This is a genomic window from Brachybacterium sp. AOP24-D1-21, assembly GCF_052378665.1.
Classification (GTDB): Bacteria; Actinomycetota; Actinomycetes; order Actinomycetales; family Dermabacteraceae; genus Brachybacterium.
In genome coordinates, this window is the sequence record NZ_JBQSXX010000001.1 from 1,862,748 (window position 1) to 1,888,060 (window position 25,313).

Genomic DNA, 25,313 nt, shown 5'->3' on the forward strand with positions numbered 1-25,313 from the left:
CCAGCGGATGAATGCGAGTCTCGACAACCCGTATTATCCCTGGCCAGGAGCGCCTTTCGCTATCTGGTCCACCCTCCAAGACCGCGCCCCCGTGAAATCTCGAGGCTAGCTTCCGGTGGTGGTGAGTGCCCGCGGGATGCGGGCGAGGTCGTAGTCGTGGGGTGTCGCGTACTCGAGGGAGGAGTGCCGTCGACGACGGTTGTAGAACACCTCGATGTACTCGAAGATCGCGTTCGCGAGTTCGATGCGCGTCTTCCACTTCTTCCGGTTCAGCAGCTCAATCTGCATCGTCGACCAGAACGACTCCATCATCGCATTGTCGAGGCCATCGCCGACGGTCCCGAACGACGGCAGCAGTCCCGCTGAACGGATCTTCTGAGTGAAGACCCAGGAGGTGAACTGGACTCCATGATCTGAGTTAAGCCGAACTCGGTTTAACTCAGACCGTGGGTCTCAGTTCCGGTCACGGAAATTCGTGCACGCCCTGAACCGTCACCACCTCATCGGATCCATGGGCCAGGTCGGCGCTGCCGGCGATAACGCCGCGATGGAATCGTTCTTCGCACTGCTCCAGAAGAACGTCCTGGACCGCGAGCGGTGGCGAACTCGAGAAGAGCTGCGGATCGCGATCATCACCTGGATCGAACGTGCCTACCACCGCCGTCGCCGACAGGCCCGCCTGGGCCGATTGACCCCCATCGAATACGAGACCATCATGAACCCGGCCGTGGACCTCGCGGCCTGAAACCCCAACTGTCACCTGTTCGTGCGGCAGTCCCGAGCGCGCTTGCTGAGAGGCTTCGGCCTGCGCGGGCATGAGCTGCGGGTCGACTGTCATGGAGCCAGTTTTCCCTATTCGTGAGCTAGTGGGCCGGGTGTCTCGTGCACGCGATTGAATCGTGGTGCACCGCAATACTCTGGCCTCTGGGCGATCCGACTACCGTGGGTGCTGCTCCCTTGGAGGCACTGAGGCCCGCGCCGGGAGAATCCGCAGGCCGCTTCTCTGAGCTGGCCCCGGCCCGATGAGCTGGAGGTCCACCACGAACCAGGCGATCATCGCCGACGTCACCGGCACGCTCACGCCGAGCACCACGCGGCAGCCGGTCCAGCTCTCTCGCGCGCTCACGCAACGGACCTACCTCTCGCTCTCGGTCGCGTGGCCGCCAGGGTGAGCCCAGCGTCTCTGATCACAATTTCCGAACAACTGTGCTTATCCCTCGTTACCCACCATTAAAGTCGCAACCAAGCGTCGCTTCGCCCGTTATCTCCTTCGGGCGCTCAAGGCGGCGGGGCGTCGGGCCGAACGGTCCGGCGAAGGGTGTGAGACGGTGGCCGTGGTCGCCGATGAGCCGTGGAGGGCTGTTGAACGCTGTTCCCGGGGACCTGGGAGTGGGGACCATGGCCGAGCTGGACGCCGAGCGGACCGCTGCGGCACGCCGTCGAGCCGCGACGAGGACCCAGCGCACGTCGGAGGCGCGCCTGCGCCTGCTGACACTCCCGGCCATGATCCTCGCGGACGTGCTCGCGCTCACCCTGGCAGTGGGCATCGCGTTCGCCGTCCGCCAGGTCGTCCTGCCGCCGGCCGGCGATCTTCGCGAGAACGTCGCCAGCGCCTCCCTGATCATGGCGCTGGGCTGGCTGGCCGCGATCGCGGTGCTCGGCGGGTACGACCGGCGCCAGCTCACCTCCGGCCCCCAGCTCTACCGCAACGTGCTCCACGCCTCCGGCGCTGCCTTCGGCGTCATCGGCGCGCTCGTCTACCTGCTGGATCTCGAGCTCTCCCGCGCCTTTTTCCTCGCGTTCTTCGTGGCGGGCCCGCCGCTGCTGCTGCTGAACCGGCTGCTGCTGCGGCGCGGTCTCGCCAATGCCCGCGTGCGGGGGGCCTTCCGGCAGTCGGTGATCGCCGTGGGCTCCCTCGGCCACGTCGACGGGATCGCCGCGACCCTGCACCGGGAGCGGTGGCTCGGCTACGACATCGTGGGTGCTGTAACCCCGGGAGGCATCGCCGACTCCTCCCGGCTTGGGATCCCCGTGCTCGGCGCGGAGCGTGACCTGCTGGCGATCGCGGAGTCCGCCGCCCCGGACATGCTCCTGTTCACCGCCGGGTCCACCTCGAGCGCCGAGGAGTTCCGCCGCACCGCCTGGAAGCTCGAGCACGAGAGGATCGGCGTCATCGTGGTGCCCGCCCTCACCGAGATCTCCGCTGACCGCGTCACGATGCGCCCCGTCGCGGGCCTGCCGCTGGTGCACATGGATCTCCCCCGCGCCCGCCAGGCCCTGCGCTGGACCAAGCGTCTGTTCGACGTGGTCGTCGCCACGCTCGTCCTCGTCGTGATCTCCCCGCTGCTGGCCATGATCGCGCTGCGCATCCGCGCCCACGACGGAGGACCGGTGATCTTCCGCCAGCAGCGCGTGGGGCGCGACGGGAAGCACTTCGAGTTCCTGAAGTTCCGCACGATGATCACCGACGCTGAGGCCGTGAAGGTCGAGATGGTCGAGCGCGCCGTCCAGGACCGCGGCAACACGGTCATGTTCAAGATGAGGAACGACCCCCGCATCACCGCCCCCGGACGCTTCCTGCGCCGCTACTCCCTCGACGAGCTGCCGCAGCTGTGGAACGTGCTGCGCGGCGACATGAGCCTCGTCGGCCCCCGCCCCGCACTGCCCGGGGAGGTGGAGCGCTACGACGACGGCGCTCGTCGGCGCCTGCACGTGCGCCCCGGGATCACCGGTCTGTGGCAGGTCTCCGGCCGCAGCGACCTCTCCTGGGAGGACACGGTGCGGCTGGACACCTACTACGTCGACAACTGGTCCTTCACCCAGGACCTCCAGATCCTCATGCGCACGGTCAAGGCCGTGCTCGCCTCTTCGGGCGCCTACTGACGATGGCCCGGCTCGCCCCGGAGGCGGGGGCCGCGCAGCGCACCGGCCCTGCCCTTCCCCGCCCCCTCCGCCTCCTCGCCGCGCTCGTGCTGCTGCTCTACCCGCTCGGCGCGGGCGCGCTGCTGCTGACCTCGGACGGCTGGGCCGTGAACCGTCTGAACGTGCGGATCTGGTACGCCGTCACCGGTGCCGTGGGCCTGCGTGAGCAGGTCACCCCGGAGATGTTCGCGGCGCTCGCGAACGTGGCGCTGTTCGTGCCGTTCTTCGCGGCGCTCGCCGTGCTGGTGCCCACCTGGTGGTTGGTGGCGGCCGGCGCGGGGCTCTCGATCGCGGTCGAGCTCTACCAGGGCGAGATCGGCACGCGGGAGCAGGACCTGGTCGACATCCTCGCCAACACCGCGGGGGCCGCGCTCGGCGTCGGCCTCGGGCTGCTCGTGCGACGGCTCGCCGGGAGGCACGCACGGAACCGCCGCACGGAGCGGCCGGCCGACGCGTCGGCCCGTCGGCCGGGGCTCAGCGGCGCAGGAAGCGGCCCCAGCGTGCCCACCACTCCCGGCGCACCTCGCGCCGCGACGGGGCATGGCCCAGGCGGAGGCCCAGATGATCGCGATTGACCTGCAGCGCCTCCACCAGCAGCCGGGCCTTCGCCAAAGAGCCGTCGGCGTCCCGCAGGCGTGCCCGCCACACCTCCCTCGGGGCGGCGCCGTCGTGCACCGCCTGCCACACCCGCGCCCCGGGCAAGCCCTCCACGGTCTCCGGGCGACCGATTGCGAGCGCGAGCGGCACCTGGGCACCGAGCTCGGCGGCGAGACCCTCGATCCGCGCGCGCTCCGCCTCGTCCACCTCGGTCCAGGCCACGCGCACGTCATGACGGGAGCGGCCGCTCGCATCGCGGGCGGCGTGCACCAGCAGCACCAGCCTCTGCGCGGTGAGATCCGGGACCGCGCACGCAGCGCCGCCGAGATCCACACTCTCCCGGCGCGCCCACAGCTGCTCGAAGGTCGCCGCCGCATCCCGGTCCAGACCCGGGAAGGCGCGGTGAAGATCGGCCGTGCCCCACACGCGATGGTGGAACGTCGCCGCATGCGCGAACACGCTGCCGTGCTCGAAGGTGGTCACCTGCTCCCACCCGTCGGCCTCGAGCGCGGCCACCAGCGTCGCGACCTGCGCCGGGTCCACCAGCACGTCGCAGTCCGAGGAGCCGGCGCGGCCCTCGGCCAGCAGCGGATGCAGCGCCTCGCCCTTGAGATGCAGGATCCTCACACCCGCACCTCGGGCAATATGGTCGAGGCAGCCATGGGCCATGCGCAGACGCACGGGCACCGGCACCTGCACAGGGGATGTCATGGGGGGAAGTGTAGGAGCCGTCGGCCCCTGGCCGCAGGATCGACAGCGGCGCCGACGGGCGCGAGGACGCTCGTCATGAGCGCAGAAGGACGCAGGAACGAGAAGGGAAGGGGGAGCGGACGTGTGGGAGCTCGATAGCCGCATCCAGCACTACGACTGGGGATCGACGACCGCGATCCCCGAGTTCCTGGGCCGTCCCGCCGACGGCGCCCCCTGGGCCGAGGCCTGGTACGGGGCGCACCCGCTGGCGCCCTCCACCCTCGCCACCGGGCAGGACGCCGGCGCCGGGCTCGACGCCGCGATCGCCGCGGACCCGCGCCGCATGCTCGGCGACGGCGTGGAGCGCGCGTTCAGCGCCCGACTGCCCTATCTGCTGAAGGTCATCGCGCCGGAGAAGCCGCTGTCCCTGCAGGTCCACCCCGATCGCGAGCACGCCCAGGAGTCCTTCGCCGCGGAGACCGCGGCCGGGCTCCCGCTCGAGTCGCCGCTGCGCAACTACCGCGACGACAACCACAAGCCCGAGATGCTGATCGCGCTGACCCGATTCACCGCGCTGTGCGGGTTCCGCACCCCGCGCCGCGCCGCCGCGCTCCTGCAGGGGCTCGGCACCGACCTCACCGACCGCCTCCACACCCTCCTCACCCGCAGTCCCACCGCCCACGGCATGCGCGCCGCGTTCCGCACCCTGGTCTCCTCTGCGATGCGCCCGGACCCCGAGGCGGTCCAGCAGGTCGTCGAGGCATGCCGGGCTCGTGCCGAGTCCGGCCACTCGCCCTCCCCGCGCATCGATCAGACCGTCGCGCTGCTGGCCGAGCACCACCCGGGCGACCCCGGCGTGGTCGCCGCGCTGCTGCTGAACCCCGTCACCCTCCGCCCCGGCGAGGCGATGTTCGTGCCCGCCGGGACCCTGCACGCCTACCTGCACGGCGTGGGCCTGGAGATCATGGCCGCCAGCGACAACGTGCTGCGCGCGGGACTGACCCCCAAGAAGGTCGACGCCGACGAGATGCTTCAGTGCGTGAGCGTGCAGGCCGCGCCGCCGCTGCGCGTCGCGCCGGAGCGGCAGAACGCGACGTCGGTCGCCTACTACGCGCCCGTCGATGACTTCGAGCTGTCGCTGACGACGCTCACCGATCCGCCCGGCACCTTCCGCACCCGCCACCGCGTCCCCGGCGGCGGGCCCCGCACCCTCCTCGGCCTCGAGGGGGAGGTGCTGCTGCAGAGCGACCTGGGCCGCCACGTGCTCACCGCCGGCAAGGCCCTGTTCGTGCCCGCCGCCGCCGGTCAGCTCCACGCCGGCGGCTCCGGCCGCTTCGTCCAGGCGAGCGTCCCGTGACCCGCTACCGGCTGCGCCCTCTGGTCAGCGACTGGGACGGGGAGGGCCTGTGGGTGGGGGCGCTGCCCCACGGGCCGATCACCCGCATCCAGGGCGTGGGCGCCCTCGTGCTCGAGCTGCTCGCCGAGATGCCGGACCGCGCGGCGAGTCCCGCCGAGCTCGCCGACCGGCTGCGGCAGGAGGTCGACGGCGTGCCCGCCGACGCCGAGCAGATCATCACCAGCTTCCTCGCCGAGCTCGATACGGGCGGGATTCTCGAGACGATCGAGGAGGACGCCGCGTGACCGCCGCGCCCACCACCATCGCCGCGACCCGGCTCGAGGTCGCCGGCCACAGCGTGCTGCTCACCTTCGGGCCCGGCCTGGAGGCCGTGGCCGAGGAGATCGACACCCTGTGGTCCCACCTGCTTTCCGCCGACGACGACGGTGCGATGCCGCAGATCCGCCTCGACTACGCGCTCGCCGGCGGCGACCTCCCCGCCGGGACCGTCCCGCTGCAGGCGCGGCCCGAGGCGAGCTACACCATCTCCGGCCACCTCACCCGCGAGGTGATCCGCCGACTGATCGGCACCCGCCTGCTGCTCCACGCCGGGGCCGTCTGCCACCCCGAGCTCGGCACCCTCGTGCTGGTCGGCGCGTCCGGGGCGGGGAAGTCCACCGCCTCCTCCCTGCTCGGACGGGGCGGCGCCTATCTCACCGACGAGCTGACGATCATCACCCCCGGCAGCTTCGCGATCACCCCGTATCCCAAGCCCGTCTCCAAGCACGATCCGGAGCTCGGCGCGAAGCGGGATCTCGCCTTGCCGGGCCTGGGCCTGCGCGCCGCCGATGAAGCGGCCGCCCTGGCACCGGCGATGGTGCTGCTGCTCGAGCGGATCCAGGACGAGGGCGGGCTGGGGGAGGGGTCCTCGGTGACGCGGGTGCCGCTGTCCGAGGCACTGACCCGGATCGTGCCGCAGACCTCCTCCCTGTGGGAGGTGCCCGGAGGCCTCGCCGCGCTCGCCGAGCTACTGGACTCCGTGGGCGGCGCTCTGGAGGTGCGCTACCGGGAAGCCGCCGAGCTCGAGGAGCTGCTGCGCCGCCTGCCGCCGCCCGAGCACGTCGAGACGGTCGAGATCGCGCCGCGGCCCAGCGATGCTGCCGGCGGCGAGGACGCGGTGCCGGCACCCGGCACGATCGCCGCCGCTCCGTTCCGCCAGGCGCTCGCCGTCGAGTCCGGGCTGTTCGTGCTCGGCCAGCACGGCGCGATCCACCTGCCGGGCCTCGCGGGACTGGTCTGGGACCTGCTCGCCGACGCGGGCCCTCTCGCCTTCGACCAGCTCGAGCAACTGGTGGTCGAGGAGATCGGGGAGCACCCCGAGAGCGCGGCCCTCGTCCGCGGCACGGTCGCGGAGCTCGTGGACCACGGCTGGGCCCGTGAGGGCTGATCAGAGGGGGAGGATGCCCCGGCGCAGCACCGGCACCAGCTGCTCCACCCGTTCGGTCAGCAGCGCGGCCGTCCGTGCCGCCTGCGCCGCGTCCTTGCCGTAGGGATCGGGGACGTCGAGGCCCGGGGGAATCGCGCGGCGCGTCCACGCGGAGATGATTTCCTTCAGCGGAGCGTCCGGATTCTCCGACGCCATCCGAACGAGTTCTGGAATGTGTCCCATATGTCCGATGCGCCGGGCTGCGGCAGGGAATTCATCCAGAAGGTAGGCACGCTGTCGACGCGACATCGTCAGGATCAGATCCGCCCCGAGGTCCGCGGCGGATACCTGCCGGGCGCGAAAGCCCTGCGGGTCGACCCCGCGCGCGGAGAGCTCGCCCGCCATCTGTGACTCCATCGCACTGCCCTCGAGGGCGAAGATGCCCCTGCTCACGGCGCGGTTGCCAGGCAGTCGATCGCGCAGCAGATGTTCGGCAAAGGGAGAACGGCAGACGTTGCCGGTGCACACGAACAGGACCGAGGGTGGCTGCGGCTCAGGGCGGTGCGCGGGGGCGGGAGAGCTCATGCGCACAGACTAGACGCCACAGGTGACTTGTCAGAAATGTCCAGATAAAAGTGGCGACGCGGAAAACTTACTGGGCGGTAAGGTCACGGAAGGGTGTCGGAGATGAAGAATCGTGACCGCCCTCGTTTCTATTCGCCGAGGGCATGTCAATATCGGGGGCGTGACGGTCCGCCGTCGCACCTGTCCGCCTGAGAGCGCCTCCCTCGGAAGGCGCCCGCTGGTGCGCCCGGAGCGAAGCGTCCCCCGTCGTCCACTGGACGCGCCCCGGCCACTCGTGAGGTGAGGCGCCGGAACGCCTGTGCCCGAAAGAGGTTTCCGTGACCGCACCCTCCCGTGTCCGCCCCGCCGAGGTCGGACACTCCGCCTTCACCCGCCGCTCCCTCGTCAAGGGCGCGGCCTGGGCGACCCCCGTCGCTGCGTTCTCGCTCAGCGCGCCGGCGATGGCGGCCAGCCCCGGCGAGTGCGACCCTGCTGGGACTCTCTACGACTCCACCGGCACCGGCAGGCTTCTCAGCGGCTCGATCCTGTCCGCGGATCTGGATGCCGTCGCCTCGGTCAACGGTGCCACGGCCGAGGTCGACGCCACGACGCCGCCTTCTGACGAGGAGACCAACCCGCTTTCCGCGGGCGTCCTCAACGCGGTGCAGTTGAACCTCACCGGCCTGGCCGACACGCTGTCGGATCTGCTCAACTTCAACACTGACACGGGTGTTCTCAACCAGTACGGCTACGCGAACCAGGATGGCACTGTGCGCGGAGCCAGCGGTGCGGTCGCGGATGACGGGTCCATCCGTCTCGAGCCCTCCGACGGCTGGCCCGAGCTCGCCTCCCTCGACCTCCATACGGTGGTGAGCCAGATCGGCGGCAGCGGGACCGCGGACCTCCTCTCCGCCGTGACGGACGCCGAGCTCTCGATCGGTGCGGTCGCCGGGCGGACCCAGTTCAGCTCGCTCTGCAACCCGCCGGCTGACCTGGAGCGCGACTACCTCGTCTCCTATCTGAAGGCCGAACTCACATCGCCTACGGTCGGTGCGACGGTCGGCACCATCAACGGCACTCTCAGCGGGCTCACCTCGGGTCTGGTGAACACGCTCAACAGCCTTACTGTTGTGAACGCTCTGCTCCGAGTGGATTCGCTCAGCCTGTCGCTCGACACCGCGGAACTCCCCGCTGGCGCCGGACGGCCGGTGAAGCTGGCACTGTCCAACCCGGCAGTGGTCACCGTCGATCTCGGCGCACTCCTGGGCGGTGCCTACGAGGGCACCACTGCGTCCCCTTGGCTCAACAGCCTCGCGCCGAACACTCGACTCTTCACCGACGCTCCTCTGCCCACCGATGCGCTTGCGCGAGAGGTCGGAACCCTTGTCGACGCCGTCCTCGGTGCGATCCGAGTCGACATCCGGGTTCGGGGGCTCCTGGGCCTCATTCCTGTCACGATCACCGGGAGTCTCGCCGACCTGGTCAGCGGCAATGCGACCGTCCAGCCGTCGCTCCTGGGGCTCACCTCTGCGATCCTGTCGGTCATCGGAACGACCATCCGCGACGCGATCCTTGCGGCCGGAGCGCTCACGCCCCTCACCGGGGCGCTCAACCTCCTTCTGCAGGGGCTCTTCACCGTTCTGACCGAAGTCGTGGTGCTGACCATCAATGCGCAGAACGGCGAGCCCGGTGCCGTGCCGGATGATCTTGCGGCCCTTCTGGACGGGCAGTTTGACGTCGCTGCCTTGCACATCGGCGCGGTCGACGCAGGCGGGATCGATCTGCTCGATGTCTACCTCGGACGGGGAAGCGGCGGAGAGAACCTGGTGCGCAGCGCGTGAGAAGGACTGGCCCGTTCACGGAGCGGGCCAGTCCATCTCCTGCTCGCCGTCGACGGGGCTCTGCTGCGCCTCTGCCAGCTGCTCTCGGATCTCCTGCACGAACTCGATCACCGCGCTCCCGCCGTTGACGGGGCCGCCGGCGAGCTGTCCGTCGGCCCCCAGCAGCACTGCGCTCGGCGCGCTCGTGCCGCCGAGGGCGGTGCGGGCGGTGAACTGCAGGTCGTGGAGGGCGTGGTCGGTGACGCGGTCCGTGGTCCGTTCGCGCAGCTGGTCCAGCGGGCGGGAGAACACGAACCGCACCTGCAGCGTCTGCTCCAGCTCGCCGATCCACTCCTCGGCGTGGTCCAGCACCCGCTCGCACGGCCCGCAGCCCTCGGTGACGAACACCAGCAGCGCCGCGCGCTGCGCGGTGAGCTGGGTGAGGGTGATCAGGCGGCCGTCAGGTTGCTGCAGGACCGCCGCCGGGATCGGGGAGCGCTCGTAGTCCAGCAGCTCGTCCTCGTCCACGTCGGCCGCGGCAGTGGAGGCAGCGGTCGCGGCGTCGGCATCGGTCTCGGCGACACTGCCGCCGATCGTGGTGGCCGTCAGCGCAATCGCGATCAGCAGCGCGATCCCGAGACCGATCAGCCCCATCGGCGCCTGCACCAGGAGAGTGGTCATCGCGCCGCTCGCCGCCGCGACCACGGCCAGCAGGCCCAGCACGCTCAGGAGCACGTTCCGCACCAGCGTCGTGCGGGAGACGGTGGGGGAGGCGAGGGTGCCGAAGCAGGAGCAGTGCACCTGCTCCTCGAAGGTCAGCGCCCGCGCGATGATCACCAGATAGGTGAACATCAGAGCCGCCACGAGCCCCGTCAGCAGCACCTGCAGCGGCGGGGCCGGGATCCAGATCGCGAGCGCGAGCACGATCTCCGTCACCGGCAGCACCGAAGCGACCGAGGCGTGCATCGTCGGCAGCGGGAGGCGCAGCGAGCGCATCGCATCCTGGGTCCCCTCGCGCGCACCGAGCTTCGCGAGCCCGGAGATCAGCAGGGTGATCGACAGCAGGATCGGTGCCGACAGCAGCACAGCCATTCGGGGAGCCTCCTCGCGTCGGCCCGGCCTTCGGGACGGCGTCAGACCCCATTGTCGGGCATCGACGCCCGCCGGAACGGGGGCAGACCAGCCGTTCGCCCACGGCGCATCGCGACCCGTCGGCCCTACCCTGGAGCCATGTCGACTGCCGCGCACCAGGCCGCTCCCACCGCCCTCGACGCCGTCCGGCGAGGCGAGATCCTCGCCGACGTCGCCGCGCTGCGGGACTCCTTCGACGCCGGCACCACCCGGTCGCTCGAGGCGCGGATCGCGCAGCTCGACGCCCTCGCCGCCGGGCTCCGCGCCGAGGGTCCCCGCCTGCTGAAGGCCCTCGAGCTGGACCTCGGCAAGTCCCGCACCGAATCGCTGATCACCGAGCTGGGCGTCGTCACCCAGGAGATCGCGCACCTGCGGAAGAACCTCCGCGCCTGGCTGCGACCGGAGCGCTTCGGCCCAGGGCTGCTGCTCGCGCCCTCCAGCGGGCAGATCCGCCGCGAGCCTCTCGGGACCACGCTGATCATCTCCCCGTGGAACTACCCCGTGAACCTCGCGCTCGCCCCGCTGATCGGCGCGATCGCGGGTGGCAACACCGCGATCCTCAAGCCCAGCGAGGTCGCCCCCGCCACCTCCGCCGCGCTCGCGCACCTCGTGCGCACCCACCTCGACCCGGCCTGGGTGAGGGTCGTCGAGGGCGCGGTCGAGGAGACCACGCTCCTGCTCGAACAGCGCTACGACCTGATCTTCTACACAGGCAACGGCGCCGTCGGCCGGATCGTCGCCCGCGCCGCCGCCGAGCACCTCACCCCCACCGTGCTCGAGCTCGGCGGGAAGTCGCCGGTGTTCGTCGACGCGGCCACTGACCTCGCCACCACCGCCCGCCGCATCGTGTGGGGGAAGTTCACCAACGCCGGCCAGACCTGCGTCGCCCCCGATTACCTCATGGCCGAGCGCTCCACCCTCGACGCCCTCGTGCCCCATCTGAAGGACGCCGTCGCCTCGATGTACGGGCGCACTCCCCAGCGCAGCCGCGACTACGGACGCATGGTGAACCAGAAGCACTTCGACCGCGTGCTGGCCCTGATCGACGACGACAAGGCCGTCATCGGCGGCACCGCAGGAGCCGACCGCGCGAACCGCTACCTCCCGCCGACGATCCTCGACGGCGTGGACTGGGACGATCCCATGATGGGGGAGGAGATCTTCGGCCCCGTCCTCCCGCTGCTCGCCGTGGATGGGCCCGACGAGGCGATCACCCGCATCAACGGGGGCGAGAAGCCGCTGACCGCCTACGTGTTCAGCCCCCACCCCGAAGTCGAGGAGCGGTTCGCCGCCGAGACCTCCTCGGGCTCCCTCGCCCTCGGCCACACCCTCGCCCACCTCGGCTCCCAGACCATGCCCTTCGGCGGGGTGGGGGAGTCCGGCATGGGGAAGTACCACGGCCGCGCGAGCTTCGAGGTGTTCACGCATGCGAAGCCCGTCGTGAAGAAGCCGCTGCGCCCCGACACCCTCCGGCTGGTCACCCCGCCGTACCGCGGGGCGAAGCGCGCTCTGCTCGGGTGGCTGTTCCGCTGAGGTCGTTGCGGCGCGCTCCGCGCGAGATGTCGCATGAGCAACGTCCATGGTGGTGAGCCAGCAACAGGTTGATAGCCTCGAGACTCCAAACTTACTCGCGAGTGATGAAGGACTTGCGAGTCATTCGCGAGGAGCCCCGGTGGACACCACGACCCCTGCCAGCACCCGATACCCGAACCGGCGGGCGCTGATGAGGGGTGCCGTATGGGCGGCCCCCGCAGTCGCTGCTGGCATCGCCGCTCCCGCCTACGCGGCGTCGTTCGAGTGCGCGCCGCAGACAGCAGCGCAGATCCAGTCGAGCTTTGTCTTCAAGCCCGGGACGAACAACGCGGTCATCGAGAACTGGACGCAGACGAGGAGTGCGGGCGCCCCGCAGGTGAGGTTTGCGAGCAACGCCAACAATCTCGCCAACGCCGCGTTCCTGCAGGACGATCCGAGCACAGCGAGCGCTACCACCACGACACTCCTCAGTCCTGCTGTGTGCCTGGGGCCGGGAACGTACACCTTCGCCTTCGACTCGAGTCTCTATCACGCGAACGCTCGGAACGCGGAGTTGACCGCCAGCGTGCTGGACACTGCGACGTCCGCCGTGCTGGGCAACACCATCACGTTCAAAACGACCTCCGGGAACCAGACGCTGCGCACCGGCGACGTCGTCACGGCGCGAGTCGCGCAGCGGACCCAGATCCAGTTCCGCTATCGCTGGGTCGTGGACTCAGGCGGCATCACGGGCACGGCGCGGTACGGCGACGACATCGCCGTGACGGCGCCTCGGGTGGCCAAGACGGCCTGATCGACGGCGACCCTCGGTGGGCCGGCGCGCTCCTTCGGTGGCAGTTGACCAGCGGATATGGGCATTCCCGTCATACCCGCGCAAAGTGATCCGTGGCATGGGACACATCGTGCGCACAGTGCATCTGAGCCCTTGAGTGTCCGACGATCAAGAGCGTAGCTTGGCTACCGATAAGGACCTCCCGTGCTCCGACCGGGGTGTGGGCTGTGATCGCCCGGCGCGCCTTCGAGGGTGCCGCCGTCACCAGGAAGGCGCCCATGACCGGCTCCGAATCCACGCCCGCCCGCCGACACGTCCTCAAGGGCGCCGCCTGGGCGGCCCCGGTCGCGCTGGCGGCGACAGCCGCCCCCGCGATCGCCGCCTCCTTCGAGCGGACGTACACCGCGCCCCGCCCGGCGCTTACGAGCGCGCAGGCCAGCGACACGACGTGGACCGTCCCTACCGGCGTCACCCGGGTGCGGGTGCAGGTCGAAGGTGCCGGCGGTGGCGGCATCGACCAGTCCCAGGGCGGAGCAGGCGCACGCGTCTCCGGGGAGATCGCCGTGACACCTGGACAGCCGCTACGCCTGATCGTGGGGGCCGGGGGGTCTCGCCAACGGACCAGCGCCACCGCAATCGTCGGCGGTGGCGGATACGGAAAGGGCGGGGACAGTCCGGCCTTCCCCAGCACGGGGACGACCAATCGCAGCCGCGGCGGGTCCGGTGGTGGGGCGTCAGCGATCCTGCTCGGCAACACCCCGGTGATCGTTGCGGGCGGTGGTGGCGGTGGCGGCGGCTCCGCCACGAGCGGAGCGTTCACCGGGATGCAGGCCCGCGGTGGCAACGCACTCGCCAGCGGATCCGACGGGACCGCGACTGCCAACGACTCCACCACGAACGTCCTGGCTCGTGGAGGACGGGCAGGAACCAACGGCACGGCCGGCACCGGTGGCCCCGCCGGTACGGTGGCGGTCGCCAGCGGGACGACGGAGAATGCCAGGAACCTCGTCGTCGGGAACTCCGGGGGCGCAGGATTCAACGCCGCCGGTGGGAACGGAGTGCAGAGCGCGACGACGCTGAGCCTGCATGTCTCCGGATCGGGCGGCGGTGGCTACGGCGGCGGCGGCAGCGCAGGGAGTTCGTCGCTGCGAGTGACTCGCGTGCTGTCGGAACGGGCGGCCTCCCAGGGGGCCGGCGGTGGGGGCGGCGGAAGCTACCTGAGTCCTGCGGTCCTCGGCGGCACGATGGGCCTGGCCTCGAACGGCGCCAATGTGGAGGGTCAGCGCATCGCGGGCTCGATCACCATCACCTACTGAGCGCCGGGGTCCGAGCGTCGGCGACTGTGCGTCGCTCGTCGACCCCCATCGGCCGCGCGGACGACCCCACCGCGACGAAGGTCGTCGGATTCTCCTCCCCCCGTCCATGATCGGGCCTGACCAGCGCGATCGGTGATGCGCGGCGGGGCTAGCGGGTCTACCGTCGGACCATGGCCCGCACGGGTCGACCGACCCTTCCCCGTGAGCAGAACCGCTCGAGGAGTACCCCATGACCTATCCGCCCACCGCCGCGCAGGTGTCACCGACGCCCTCGGCCCCGCAGAAGCCGTCCCTGGTCAACGGCGCCACCACCCACGGCGTCCGCGGCCAGCGCCGGATCCGCCACCCCTGGGAGCTTCCGCTGCTGTGGGTGGGCGTGGCCGCGACGGTGCTCGGCTACCTCTCCTGGGGCGGCGCGATCGGCGGCACGATCTGGCTGTACTCCGAGCAGGGCGAGGACGCGGTCTCCAAGGCGTGGGAGTACGCCTCGATGCTCCCGCTGGTGATTCAGCTGGTGTTCCTGCTGCCGCTGCTGCCGTTTCTGATCTGGTGGGTGCGCGCGATCATGTACGCCCAGCTGCGCGCGACCTCCGTGCGGATGAGCCCCACCCAGTTCCCCGAGGGCTACCGGATGGTGGCCGAGGCCGCCGCCCAGTTCGGGATGCGCAACGTCCCGGACGCCTACGTGACCATGGGCAACGGCGTGATCAACGCCTTCGCCTCCGGCCACGGGTTCCGCCGCTTCGTGGTGGTGCACTCGGACCTGTTCGAGGTCGGCGGTCAGGGCCGTGACCGCGACGCGCTGAAGTTCGTGATCGGCCATGAGGTGGGCCACCTGGCCGCCGGCCACGTCTCCTACTTCCGCCTGCTGTTCACCAACCTGCTCTCCCTGGTCCCGCTCCTGGGCCCGGCCCTGTCCCGCTCTCAGGAGTACACCGCCGACAACTTCGGCTACAGCTTCGCGCCCGAGGGCTCCGCCGGTGTGATGGGGCTGCTCTCGGGCGGGAAGTACCTGGGCACCGAGGTTAACGTCCACGAGCTCGCCGACCGTGCCGCGACCGACCCGAGCTTCTTCGTGCACTGGGTCAACTGGGGCTCCTCCCACCCGATCACCACCTGGCGCGCCCACGCCCTGCGCGATCGCAGCAAGCCCGGCTCGCTGTGGTTCCGCCCATCGGGCGCGCTGTTCACCTCGCTCCTGCCCCCGGGCCACGTGTGGTCCTCCCGCTTCCCGAGCCCGGCCGATGCCCTCGCCCTGCTCGACCAGGCCGATCGCACCCGCCCCGCGGGCCTCGGCGAGCAGTTCGGCCGGTTCACGGGCGTCCCCTTCCCGGGCCGTCCTTCCCTACGGACGGTGCAGACCGCCGCGCCCCTGCTCAGCGAGCGCACCCGCTACGGGATCCCGGCCGGTCCCTATCGGGACGACGCCCGCGGCCTGCTCGAGGGCACGGGGGCGAGCCCCTTCGCCGAGTCGGCGCCGCGGCCGCCGACCGACTCCGGCCCCGACGACGGCGCCTCGCAGCAGTCCTGACCCACGCCTCACGGCCGGCCGGCTCACGCCGCTGTCCCGCCGGTCACCCCACCCTCCTCAGAAGTGCACTGAGTGCATAGAGTGAACGGGTGATCCCCGACTCCAGCGCGCTGACTCCTCCGGTGCGTCGCAAACCCCTGCTCGCCGTCCTCCTCGCCCCACTGTTCATGGCCCTGATCGCCGTGAGCGTCATCAACGTGGGCCTCACCGCCATCGGCGAGGGCCTGGAGGCGGACACCGGCGACCTGCAATGGGTGATCTCCGGCTACGCGCTCGCCTTCGGCATGCTGCTGGTCCCGGCCGGGAGGGCCGGCGACGCCACCGGGCGCCGACGGATGTTCGTGATCGGCGTCGGGATCTTCACCCTCGGCTCGCTGCTGTCGGGCATGGCGCCGAACGTCGAGATGCTCAACCTCGCACGCATCCTGCAGGGCATCGGCTCCGGACTGCTGAACCCGCAGACCGTCGCCCTCATCCAGCAGCACTTCCGCGGCCAGGACCGGGCGCGGGCCTTCGCGCTGCTGGCCACGACGGTCGCGGTGGCCACCGCGATCGGCCCGGTCGTCGGCGGCGCATTGATCCAGCTGCTGGGGCCGAACTGGGGTTGGAGGTGGATGTTCCTGATGAACGCCCCGATCGGCGTGATCGCGATCATCGGCGCTTTCAGGTACATCCCCGACGACAAGTCTCGGGGGAAGGGGCGCCCGGATCTCGACCCCGTCGGTGCGCTGCTGCTGTGCCTGGCGATCCTGGGGGTCATGCTGCCCTTCCTCGAGCGCGGCGGGCACGTGCTGGTGTGGATGTCCTTCCCGGCCGGCCTGCTGATGCTGGGCCTGTGGTGGGTGTGGGAGCGGCGCTACCGGCAGGCCGGCCGCAGCCCGATGGTGGACACCGCGATCTTCGCCAACAGAGCTTTCCGCAACGGCATCCTCATCGTCTCGGTGTACTTCCTGGGTGCCACCAGCGTGTGGATCATCGTGCCGCTGTACCTGCAGATGCATCTGGGCCACACCGCCTTCGAGGCCTCCCTGATGGGCGTGCCCTCCTCGATCGCCGCCGCGATCAGCTCACAGATCTCCGGCCGCTACGTGCTCACCTTCGGGCGGCGGATGGTGATCGTGGGCTTCGGCGTCGCCTTCGTGGGCCTGGCCGGCACCGCGCTGCTGACCGGCTTCGTGGAGAACGGAATGATCGCGTTCTGGTGGCTGGCCGCACCGCTGACGCTGATGGGCCTCAGCCAGGGGATGACCATCTCCCCGAACCAGACCCTCACCCTGAACTCCGTGGACCCGCGCTTCGGCGGCGTCGCCGGTGGCATCCTGCAGCTGGGCCAGCGCACCGGCGCCGCGATCGGCACCGCGATGATCCCCGGGATCATCTTCTCCCTCACCCTGGGCGGCACTTCCTGGCTCGAGGCGTTCACCATCGCGCTGGTGATTATCATGGCGCTCACCCTGGCCGCGATGGGTGTGAGCTTCGCCGACCGCGCCCGGGAGAAGGCGGGCAAGGGCGCGCTGTAGCAGGCCGCCGGAAGCGGCCCGCGGGGAGGATTGCATGGGGGTGCGAGGACGTAAGCGTGCGGTGGGGCGTGCGCTGCCGCTCGGCTGGGGCGATGGGGCGGCGATGGCTGGCCCGTCGGGTTCCGCCCTCCGAGTCCGGTCCCGCCGTACACGGCGGCTGCTCGCGATCGGCTGCGTGCTCGCGCTGGTGGTCGCCCTGTTCGTCGGCCTGCCGCGGCTGCTCAGCAGCACCGCAGGGCCGGAGCGGGTGATCAGCGAATTCCTCCAGGCCGTGGTCGACGGCGACCTGGAGACCGTGCTTGCACAGACGGAGGATGCCCCGGACGCCAGCGCCGCAGCACTCACCGCGCAGGTCCTCGGCGAGGCCCGCGACCGCCTCGAGTCGTTCGAGATCCAGCAGGTCGAGGTCGCGGCCGACACCGCGACCGTCACCGCCTCGCTCCACACCCCAGCGGCCCGCAGCGAGGTCACCTTCACCCTGACCGCCACCGACGCCGGCCCCTTCTCGCCTCTGGCCTGGGAGCTGGCGCCGGTGGCACTTCCCGAGTTCGTGATCGACGTGCCGTTCGGGGCACAGGAGGTCGGGATCAACGGCGTCTCCTTCCCAGTCGCCGAGCTCGGCCTCACCGGCGTTCCGTACGAGTCACGGATCACGGTGCAGCTCCTGCCCGGGACCTACGAGATCTCCCTGCCCGAGTCGCGGCGCTGGCTGGAGGCAGAGCCGATCGCCCTCGAGGCCCCACCCGCCTTCCGGACCTGGCGCAAGCCCGTCCACGGCCTGCAGCACACCCTCGCCGAGGACGGGCTGCAGGAGGTGCAGCACCAGATCGACGCGGCGCTCGAGGAGTGCGCGACCGACACCTCGTCGGCGCCCGAGGGCTGTCCGTTCGCGGTGCCCGATCCCTCGAAGCCCGCTGCGCCAGAGCCCGCAGCCTCGGAGCCCGATGGTCCGGAAGGACCCTCCACGAACACCGCCTCGCAGGGCACCTGGACCCTCACGGACCCGCCCCGCGTCGAGGTGCACCCGGGGGACTCCTTCTTATGGATGGTGCACGGGGAGGGGACGGCCCAGTTCACTCCGGATGATCTGTCGGCCGAGGATCCAGCGACCGACCGGGGTGTGCAGGATGAGGCCGGGGCGGCGGCTGCGATCACGGTGCCCTTCGAGGTCGATGGCACGGTCACCATCGACGGTGACGGAGAGCTCGCCGTGGCCCTGCGCAGCACGGCCTCGTTCAGCTACGCCTACTGCGTCGACGAGGAGACCGGTCACTTCGACGGGGTCGTCGTCATCGACGATGCCGAGGTCACCTCCAGCTCCTGGGACGCCTGCGGTTGAGCCTCATCGAGCTGACCCGGCTTGGCCCGCACTGACCCGATGCGCCCGTACTGATCCGATGTGCCCGGTGCGCTCGGGAGGCCTTCGCGGTACTCTTCCTCCACGCGAGAGATTGGCCTCGGAGCGCGATGTGATCCCGGAGCGGAAGCAGACGCCCGGCCGGATCATCCGTACGGGATGGCCCGTTGCCGGCAGCATCGATGCGGCCGCTTCACAGACCACCCCGCCCCGCCCGGGGAGCGCCGATGAGCGGCTCGGTGCGGAGATCTCGCTCCGCCACCAGGGCAGTGTGCCGCGCCGCCGGAGGATCCGCACGAGGTCCCGGCTGCGCACCACGATCGCGACGATCACCGTGATCGGGCTCCTCCCCATCGCCCTGCCCTGGCTGCTGCTGCGACTTGAGGGCCCCGACGACGTCACACGGGAGTACCTCGACGCCGTGATCTCCGGTGACATGGAGACGGTGCGCCGCCACGTGCGCCCGGTGGAGGGGACCCTCGATATCGCGATCAGCGCCGCGGTCCACCGGGCCACCGCGGGCGGCATCGCCGGCTATGTGATCGACCGGGTCGACCTCCACGGCACCTCGGCCGAGGTCACCGCCACCCTCCGCAACCGCCGCGAGGAGCACCGCACCGTGCTGGCTCTGCACGCGACCAGCGCGGGGCCCTTCTCCCCGGTCACCTGGGAGCTGGAGCCCATCCACCTGCCGATCCTGACCGTCAGCCCGCTGACCGGGACCGATTCCCTCCTGCTGAACGGCCAGCAGTTCGAGATCCCCGAGGTGCTGTTCAGCGAGCGCGGCGCGAACCGGATCGGCGTGGTCCTGCATGTCCTGCCCGGCAGCTACGCGATCGAGCTGCCCCCGCCGCAGCCGCCCCTGACCTCCCGTCCCCGCGTGATCTATGTGCCGCCCGTCCTCGGCCAGTGGCAGACCGGCATGATCGACATCGACTACGGGCTCAGCCTGCCCGCCGAGGCGCGTGAGATCTGTGATCCGCAGCGAGATCGCGCAGTGCACCGAGAGCACCTCCCCGCGGCCGGCGGGATGCCCGATCGCGGTGGACCTGCCGGAGGGGACGGTCGGCTCCTGGAGCGTGACCCGGCAGCCCGAGATCGACTATGTGAACATGCTGGGGGACAGCTTCAAGTTCCGCGGTGAGCACCTGGTCGCGGAGTTCACCGTCAGCACGCCCGCCGACCGCTCTGCGCCGCCGCCGACGGTCCGGGCAGCACCGGCCTCCTCACCATCGTCCTCACCGCCCGCCACGCCGTCCACGCCGTCCACTTCACTGCTTCCGTCAGCGCCGTCCCTGGCCGTGCCGGCCGTCGCCCCGGACGGCGGCGCGGCGACGCCGTCGGAGCCGATGCCGGGTTCGGTCCACGCCACCTCCGCGCTCTTCGGCGCGAGCATCCGCCGAGTGGACGGCGGATATGAGCTCTCGGCCTGGAGCTACGCCGGGAACCGACCTCTGCCCCGGTGAAGTCTCCGGGAACCCTCGATGAACGGGCCGAGTATCCTGGGACATTCTGCTGCGCGATCGAGGACCGCTCGCCGGCAGTGCCCATCCCGCTGTCGGCCGGAGCCGTCCGACAGCCAGAGCCGGGAGCACCGTGAAAGAGTCGAAATCTGCCCCCACCGGGCGGACCCTCCCGCTGGGCTGGACCCGGCCCGAGGGGGAGCCGGCCGCGCTGCGCGGGCCTGGCACCGGCGAGATTCCCGCCACCGGGACCGGCGGTGGCACAGGACGTGTCAGCGCCGCCGATCCTGGCTCCGGTAGGCGAACGCGCCGCCGCGGAGTCGCGCTCGCCGGTGCGATCTGCGCGGTGCTCGTCCTCGTGCTGGTGCTGCCGCGGCTGCTGATCGGTGGTGCCTCGCCGGAGGATCCGGTGAGGGCATTTCTCGATGCGCTCGTGGCCGGCGATGTCGCGACCGTGCGCGAGCACCTCGCGGACTCCGCGGAGACGAGCGATATCGCCCTCACGGAGGAGGTGCTGCGTGCCGCGACCGACAGGATCACCTCCTACACGATCGATGCCGTCGAGACCGGCGGTGGGCAGGCCACGGTCACCGCGTCGCTGAGCTCGGGGACGAGTGTCGAGCAGGCCAGCTTCACCGTGCGCTCCCAGGCCACCAGCTCCTTCGCCCCGGCGACGTGGGAGCTCGTACCGGTGGTGGCGACGGAGTTCGTGGTTACCGTGCCGGAGGGGGTCCGGGAGCTGCTGATCAACGCGGTCCCGATCCCGCTGTCGGGGCAGCCGAGCCGGGAGGGCATGTACGGCCAGCAGCTCCTGATCCTGCGCCTGCTGCCGGGCAGCTACGAACTGGGGCTGCCCGCACGCAGCGAGCGCCTGTTCCCGGTCGTCGAGAAGGTCTCCATCCCGATGCAGAGGGAGCAGCTGCGCCGAGCCGGGGCGGTGCTGGGCTATGAGCTCTCCACGCAGGGCTTCGAGGAGGTCACCGCACAGGTCGAGGCGACCCTCGAGAAATGCGCGGCCGCCACGGTGGCGGCCCCGCCGGAGTGCCCCTTCTTCGCCTTCACCGACGACCGCCCCGATGGACCCGTCGGGAGCGCTGGGGTCATGGATGCCGAGGAGCCCTCCGCAGTGCCGGGGACCTGGCAGGTCACCTCTCCGTCGAGCTACCAGATCGATCGCTGGATCAGCGCGTCCTGGAACATCACGAGCGACACCGGGTACGCGGTGTTCACCTCCGCGCCGGGCGCCGACGGCAGCGCGGGGACGTCGCAGATCGTTCCCTTCGTCATCGACGGGATCGTCGTGCTCGATCCCTCGGGGGAGCTGCACATCGCGCTGTCCCAGGGCCTCCTCCTGAACATCGTCACCTGCATCGACGTGGACGACGGGAGTCGCGAGACCGTCACGTGGCCCCTCGAGGGGGAGTCGGTCGCGGTCTGCCAGGACGGAGAGTGACCGGGCGGCCAGGGCTCAGCGGGAGTGCTGTGCTCTGCGTCCCGGCCATCGCAGCCGCTCCAGCGGCAGGAACGCCGCCCAGCAGATCGCGGTGGGCAGGAAGTGGATCCCCAGCAGCGCCAGCGTGGACAGGTGGAAGCCCAGGTAGAGCGCGACGGCGAGGTAGAGGGCCTTCCCGCGCAGGAACAGCACCACCGGGGAGAGCGCCTCCAGGGCGAGCCCGGCCCACTGGGCGGGAACGAACACCCACGGCGTGAACTCCACCAGCCAGTGCGCGAGTCCGCTGCCGCGGCGGATCGAGGCCCAGGTGAGGATCGCGCTGTTGCCCCAGTTCGCGAGCGAGCCCGAGTACAGGATCTTGGGGACCACGGAGAAGAAGTAGGTGGCGATCACCGCGAGCTGGATCGCGCGCAGCGCCCAGCCGGCGGCTTCGCTGGCGCCGCCGCTCGCCGGATCGCCCCCCGCGGGCAGCGCGCCGCCGCTCTCCGGGCCGGTGCGGGAGGCACCCCGGACCGTCGGCAGCACCGCCACCGCCACCATCAGCGCCATGTGGTCGTGGGCGACGTAGCCGTAGGAGTTGCTGTAGAGCATCCACAGCCAGAACGCGAGCGCGACCACCGTGCCGGACAGCCGTGGCCGCCAGCCCGCGATCGCCGCCGCGCACCCGGCGAGGATCAGCACCAGCAGGGTCCACGCCAGCGGCGCGGTGACGGGCGGCAGGTGCAGCAGGCGCGCGAGCGCGAGCGGCGTATAGAACCCGGCGTTGTTCGCGTGGGCGAGGACATCGCGCGAGAAGGTCAGCACATCCAGCACCACGAAGGCGTAGAGGATCACCCGCAGCACCCGGATCCGGGCCAGGGGCAGGGCCGGGAACAGGATCGACCGCAACCGGGGCCGGGTGCCCCCCGAGGGTCGGGAGGCCGCAGCAGAGGTGGTGCTCATGGGGCCTTCCAACGGACCACCTCGACGAGCTCCTCCTCGCCATGGGCGGTGCCGCCCTGCAGGGACGTGATCCGCTGGCACAGCACCAGCGCATCCAGCGGCTCCTGCTCGGGGTGACGCCGGTCGTACTCGGCGGCCAGCGGGGCCAGCAGCTGCGGGTCGGACTCGATCGCCGGGAGATTGTTCTCCACGTCGGCCCGCTCGATGCCCACGCTCCGCGGTCCGAAGCGGATGTCGAAGGGCTCTCCGTCGCCGCGGATGCCCTGCAGGCAGGTGTTGACCACCTCTCCGTCGGGGTCGGTGCCGGAGGAGAACTGGTCCAGGACCCCGAAGGGGAACAGATCGTTCGAGCGGGTCAGCCCGCCCACCGTCAGCACCCCCACGCACAGCAGCACCGCCAGCAGCCGCCAGGCCATGGCGGCGGGGGCGAGGCGGACGGGGGGCGGCACGTGTCGAGGATATCGGGAAGGCCCGGCGTGCTCAGCGCAGCAGCGCGGCGACCTCATGGAGCATCGTCGGCTGCCACCAGGCCCAGTCATGGCCGCCGCTGTGTGCGTCCAGGGTGACGTCCAGGGCGGTGCCGTGCTGCGCGGCGCCGGTGACGAGTCCCTCGTGCAGCGCTCGGGAGCGGGCGGGCATGTCCCCCTCGTACCGGCCCACCTGGAGCCGCAGCCGCAGCGGTCCCGACGTGCTGCGCGCGGCTGCGCGCAGCAGCGGCGCGGTCAGGGCGCCCGCGGGATAGCGCCACAGCGAGACCGACTGCGCGATCACCGCCCCGATCAGCTGCGGGGCGCGGGCCACGGCGAAGAGTGCGGTGAGGCCGCCGAAGCTGGAGCCGGTGACGATCGTGCGTGCGGGATCGGCGGTGACGAGCACGCGCGCGCGTCCCCGGCCCGTGCCGAGACCGTACGCACGCAGGGAGGGCACCAGCTGCTCCGCGATCCACCGGGCATGCCCGCCGGGTACCCCGAGCACCTCGCCGCGCTGTGGTCCGGAGTCCACGAACACCGCAGCCAGCGGCGGCAGCACCCCGGCGGCGACGCCTCGGGCGAGCAGCGTCGGCGTGTCCAGATGCTCCACGTGCTGCGCGCCGTCGGTGAGGATGAGCAGGGGCAGCGGAGCTTCGGGGTCGAGGCCCTCGCAGCCCGCGTCCCCCGGGCGCGAGGCCCACCACCGGGTGCGCGGCCCGTCGCTCGGGGAGGCGAGCGGGAGCACCCGGGGGCCGGGACCCTCCGTCTCCGCGGCGCTCGGCGCGAAGGGTGCATCGTCGGGGAGCGCGATGACCGAGCGCGCCGCCCCGCCGCGTCCGGCCCGGTGCCGGCGCGGGTTCCCCGGGTCGGGCACCACCTCCACGCCGGGTGCCTTCATGCCGGCGCTGCGCCACGGCGGCTCGCCGGGCCCGCGGTGCACTGCGAACCCATAGCTCGCACGCCAGTCCGCGGGGACCTCGAACACGCCCTCCCAGCGGCCGTTCCCCTGCGGCCGCAGCTCGCAGGCATCCGCCGGGGAAGGGTGCCACCAGCCGCTCGCCTGCAGCGCCACCGCGCTCGCCGCCTCTGCGGTGTGGCGGATGCGCACCAGGGCGCCCTCGCCCTCGCGCCGGAGCAGGTGCGGACCCGCCCCGTCAGCGGCGTCGTGCGCGCTGCCGTGCGCGCTGCCGTGCGCGGTGTCGTCGCGCCGACGGATCGGCGTCGGCTCCTCGCGTCCGGGAGGACGGGGCAGCGGCTCCCACAGCTCGGCGGGGAACAGCTGGTCCTCGGTCGCGGGGGTCATGGGCGGCTCCTGGTCTGGGCCCGCCAGGGCGGGACGGGAGGGGGGAGGGGCGGTGCGAGATCCCCGGGGACGGTCCTGCGGGTCACCGATTCCGGGGCGGCACCCGTGACCTGGCGGAAGGCGCGGGAGAAGCCGCTGGCGTGGGCGAAGCCCATGCGTCGGGCCACCGTCTTCACCGGCATCCCGGCGGCGAGCAGATCCTCCGCCTGCTCCGCCCGCACCTGGTTCCGCCAGCTCACGAACCCGGTGCCGGTCGCCTCCCGGACGGCGCGCTCGAGCGTGCGACGGTGGGGGCAGGGCGCGGTCGCGCCGCCCTCCAGACGCTCCCAGGTCGCCGGCGACCAGCTCCCGGCCGGGTCCCGGATCACCCGCTCGCGCAGCAGGTCCACCGGTGCCGGGGCGCCGCCGTCGAGGCGCAGCACGCCGGTGCGCTGCACGAGGCCGGCCAGCGCTCGCGGCAGCGCGGTCTCGTCGAAGCCCGGAGGTCGCAGCGCCGAAGAGCCGGCGACCGCATGATGCTCCGCGCGCAGCCGCGTCCGCGCCGGCAGGTACATGAGCTCGATGCGCCCCTCCGCCCCGTCGAGGGAGAGCCCGGTCCCGTGATGGAACACGGGCAGAGCGACACCCGCCTCCCGGGTGAGGATCCGGTGCGGCACCCCCGGCGGCACCGCGAGCGCCATGTGCTCGGCCAGGTCCACCGCGGCGCAGCCCCCGGCCACATCGCGGACCATCACGGTGGCCGGCCCGAAGGCGGCGATCACCAGCACGTGCTCGTCCCGGTTGGTGACCCATTCGATGTGCGAGGTGGGAGGAGGGCGCATCCGGTGCGAGGCCCCGCCGGCCATCCGCGAGCGGACCGCCTCTCCGAGTGCCCGCAGGCGGGACTCCGCGGGGCGCAGATCCGTCGTGCCCGCCACGGAGAGCGCCAGCAGCGCGGCCGCGAGGCCCCGGTCCACCTCGACCACCGGGCTCCCTGTCGGCGAACCGGTCCCGGGCGCGCCGCGCGGCGGCAGGAAGACGGGATGCAGGAGCGTCCCGGCGGGGACCTCGACGGTGTGCCGCTGCCCCGCGCGGAGCAGCAGGGCGCTGTCGGCAGGCACCGCGAGAGGGCGTGCCTCCTCTGCACCGGGCACTGCGTCGGACACTCCGACGCGCGCGCACCCGGTG

Annotated in this window: 23 protein-coding genes and 2 pseudogenes; 17 read left to right on the forward strand and 8 right to left on the reverse strand. The window is 71.6% G+C overall.

Annotated elements, in window-relative coordinates:
* Positions 1 to 105: 105 nt before the first annotated feature.
* Positions 106 to 423 (reverse strand): annotated as a pseudogene (locus ACT3UF_RS08350) (transposase); the annotation flags it as partial.
* Between the two features lie 4 nt (positions 424 to 427).
* Between ACT3UF_RS08350 and ACT3UF_RS08355 the strand changes: the two are divergent.
* The 4 genes and pseudogenes from ACT3UF_RS08355 to ACT3UF_RS08370 all read left to right on the forward strand — a co-directional run.
* Positions 428 to 745, forward strand: a pseudogene (locus tag ACT3UF_RS08355) (IS3 family transposase); the annotation flags it as partial.
* Between the two features lie 277 nt (positions 746 to 1,022).
* Positions 1,023 to 1,172, forward strand: a complete 150-nt coding sequence (locus ACT3UF_RS08360) for a hypothetical protein (protein WP_441445915.1) — start codon at positions 1,023 to 1,025, stop codon at positions 1,170 to 1,172.
* 190 nt (positions 1,173 to 1,362) lie between these two features.
* Complete coding sequence (locus ACT3UF_RS08365) at positions 1,363 to 2,883, forward strand: sugar transferase (protein ID WP_444608255.1); 1,521 nt, start codon at positions 1,363 to 1,365, stop codon at positions 2,881 to 2,883.
* 2 nt (positions 2,884 to 2,885) lie between these two features.
* Complete coding sequence (locus ACT3UF_RS08370; RefSeq protein WP_444608256.1) at positions 2,886 to 3,497, forward strand: VanZ family protein; 612 nt, start codon at positions 2,886 to 2,888, stop codon at positions 3,495 to 3,497.
* Here the strand turns inward: ACT3UF_RS08370 and ACT3UF_RS08375 are convergent.
* Positions 3,397 to 4,230 carry a nucleotidyltransferase family protein gene (locus tag ACT3UF_RS08375; protein WP_441445918.1) on the reverse strand — a complete coding sequence of 278 codons (834 nt, stop codon included), beginning with the start codon at positions 4,228 to 4,230 and terminating at the stop codon, positions 3,397 to 3,399. The genes ACT3UF_RS08370 and ACT3UF_RS08375 overlap by 101 nt on opposite strands.
* A gap of 121 nt (positions 4,231 to 4,351) precedes the next feature.
* Between ACT3UF_RS08375 and manA the strand changes: the two genes are divergently transcribed.
* The 3 genes from manA to ACT3UF_RS08390 are packed head-to-tail and all read left to right on the forward strand — an operon-like array spanning position 4,352 to position 6,992.
* Positions 4,352 to 5,566 (forward strand): mannose-6-phosphate isomerase, class I, encoded by a 1,215-nt coding sequence (gene manA, locus ACT3UF_RS08380; protein ID WP_444608257.1) that lies wholly within the window; start codon positions 4,352 to 4,354, stop codon positions 5,564 to 5,566.
* Complete coding sequence (locus ACT3UF_RS08385; RefSeq protein ID WP_443420876.1) at positions 5,563 to 5,850, forward strand: PqqD family peptide modification chaperone; 288 nt, start codon at positions 5,563 to 5,565, stop codon at positions 5,848 to 5,850. Before manA ends, ACT3UF_RS08385 begins: the two co-directional genes overlap by 4 nt.
* The gene (locus ACT3UF_RS08390) at positions 5,847 to 6,992 is read left to right on the forward strand and encodes a hypothetical protein (RefSeq protein WP_443420875.1); all 1,146 of its coding nucleotides are present in this window, start codon (positions 5,847 to 5,849) and stop codon (positions 6,990 to 6,992) included. The genes ACT3UF_RS08385 and ACT3UF_RS08390 overlap by 4 nt, the downstream gene beginning before the upstream one ends.
* Here the strand turns inward: ACT3UF_RS08390 and ACT3UF_RS08395 are convergent, their stop codons facing one another.
* Complete coding sequence (locus ACT3UF_RS08395) at positions 6,993 to 7,499, reverse strand: arsenate reductase/protein-tyrosine-phosphatase family protein (RefSeq protein WP_441445922.1); 507 nt, start codon at positions 7,497 to 7,499, stop codon at positions 6,993 to 6,995.
* Between the two features lie 374 nt (positions 7,500 to 7,873).
* Here ACT3UF_RS08395 and ACT3UF_RS08400 point away from each other — a divergent pair, with 374 nt between their 5' ends.
* Positions 7,874 to 9,376: a choice-of-anchor G family protein gene (locus ACT3UF_RS08400; RefSeq protein WP_441445923.1), complete on the forward strand. Its 1,503-nt coding sequence runs from the start codon at positions 7,874 to 7,876 to the stop codon at positions 9,374 to 9,376.
* Between the two features lie 15 nt (positions 9,377 to 9,391).
* Here ACT3UF_RS08400 and ACT3UF_RS08405 read toward each other — a convergent pair whose 3' ends face one another.
* Positions 9,392 to 10,447: a TlpA family protein disulfide reductase gene (locus tag ACT3UF_RS08405; RefSeq protein WP_441445924.1), complete on the reverse strand. Its 1,056-nt coding sequence runs from the start codon at positions 10,445 to 10,447 to the stop codon at positions 9,392 to 9,394.
* Between the two features lie 138 nt (positions 10,448 to 10,585).
* Between ACT3UF_RS08405 and ACT3UF_RS08410 the strand changes: the two genes are divergently transcribed.
* The 9 genes from ACT3UF_RS08410 to ACT3UF_RS08450 all read left to right on the forward strand — a co-directional run bounded on the left by ACT3UF_RS08410 (position 10,586) and on the right by ACT3UF_RS08450 (position 21,431).
* Entirely contained in the window at positions 10,586 to 12,019 is a 1,434-nt protein-coding gene (locus ACT3UF_RS08410; RefSeq protein WP_441445925.1) for an aldehyde dehydrogenase family protein, read from the forward strand.
* A gap of 139 nt (positions 12,020 to 12,158) precedes the next feature.
* Positions 12,159 to 12,812: a hypothetical protein gene (locus ACT3UF_RS08415; protein ID WP_441445926.1), complete on the forward strand. Its 654-nt coding sequence runs from the start codon at positions 12,159 to 12,161 to the stop codon at positions 12,810 to 12,812.
* 257 nt (positions 12,813 to 13,069) lie between these two features.
* A complete protein-coding gene (locus ACT3UF_RS08420; RefSeq protein ID WP_441445927.1) occupies positions 13,070 to 14,107 on the forward strand; it encodes a hypothetical protein in 1,038 nt (345 codons plus the stop codon).
* Between the two features lie 229 nt (positions 14,108 to 14,336).
* Complete coding sequence (locus ACT3UF_RS08425; protein ID WP_441445928.1) at positions 14,337 to 15,638, forward strand: M48 family metallopeptidase; 1,302 nt, start codon at positions 14,337 to 14,339, stop codon at positions 15,636 to 15,638.
* A gap of 89 nt (positions 15,639 to 15,727) precedes the next feature.
* Positions 15,728 to 17,158, forward strand: a complete 1,431-nt coding sequence (locus ACT3UF_RS08430; RefSeq protein ID WP_441445929.1) for an MFS transporter — start codon at positions 15,728 to 15,730, stop codon at positions 17,156 to 17,158.
* 40 nt (positions 17,159 to 17,198) lie between these two features.
* Complete coding sequence (locus ACT3UF_RS08435; RefSeq protein WP_193115780.1) at positions 17,199 to 18,497, forward strand: hypothetical protein; 1,299 nt, start codon at positions 17,199 to 17,201, stop codon at positions 18,495 to 18,497.
* 130 nt (positions 18,498 to 18,627) lie between these two features.
* A complete protein-coding gene (locus ACT3UF_RS08440; RefSeq protein WP_193115779.1) occupies positions 18,628 to 19,659 on the forward strand; it encodes a hypothetical protein in 1,032 nt (343 codons plus the stop codon).
* Positions 19,595 to 19,981 carry a hypothetical protein gene (locus ACT3UF_RS08445; RefSeq protein ID WP_193115778.1) on the forward strand — a complete coding sequence of 129 codons (387 nt, stop codon included), beginning with the start codon at positions 19,595 to 19,597 and terminating at the stop codon, positions 19,979 to 19,981. Before ACT3UF_RS08440 ends, ACT3UF_RS08445 begins: the two co-directional genes overlap by 65 nt.
* Positions 19,982 to 20,111: 130 nt before the next feature.
* Complete coding sequence (locus ACT3UF_RS08450; RefSeq protein ID WP_193115777.1) at positions 20,112 to 21,431, forward strand: hypothetical protein; 1,320 nt, start codon at positions 20,112 to 20,114, stop codon at positions 21,429 to 21,431.
* A 15-nt stretch (positions 21,432 to 21,446) separates the two neighbouring features.
* Here ACT3UF_RS08450 and ACT3UF_RS08455 read toward each other — a convergent pair whose 3' ends face one another.
* Genes ACT3UF_RS08455 through ACT3UF_RS08470 form a run of 4 tightly spaced genes read right to left on the reverse strand, consistent with a single transcriptional unit; the run spans position 21,447 to position 25,246 of the window.
* A complete protein-coding gene (locus ACT3UF_RS08455) occupies positions 21,447 to 22,373 on the reverse strand; it encodes a hypothetical protein (RefSeq protein ID WP_444608258.1) in 927 nt (308 codons plus the stop codon).
* Positions 22,370 to 22,822 (reverse strand): hypothetical protein, encoded by a 453-nt coding sequence (locus tag ACT3UF_RS08460; RefSeq protein WP_193115775.1) that lies wholly within the window; start codon positions 22,820 to 22,822, stop codon positions 22,370 to 22,372. The genes ACT3UF_RS08455 and ACT3UF_RS08460 overlap by 4 nt, the downstream gene beginning before the upstream one ends.
* A 31-nt stretch (positions 22,823 to 22,853) precedes the next feature.
* Positions 22,854 to 24,146, reverse strand: a complete 1,293-nt coding sequence (locus tag ACT3UF_RS08465) for an alpha/beta hydrolase-fold protein (RefSeq protein ID WP_193115774.1) — start codon at positions 24,144 to 24,146, stop codon at positions 22,854 to 22,856.
* Positions 24,143 to 25,246 carry a helix-turn-helix domain-containing protein gene (locus ACT3UF_RS08470; RefSeq protein WP_441446238.1) on the reverse strand — a complete coding sequence of 368 codons (1,104 nt, stop codon included), beginning with the start codon at positions 25,244 to 25,246 and terminating at the stop codon, positions 24,143 to 24,145. Before ACT3UF_RS08470 ends, ACT3UF_RS08465 begins: the two co-directional genes overlap by 4 nt.
* Positions 25,247 to 25,313 lie beyond the last annotated feature (67 nt).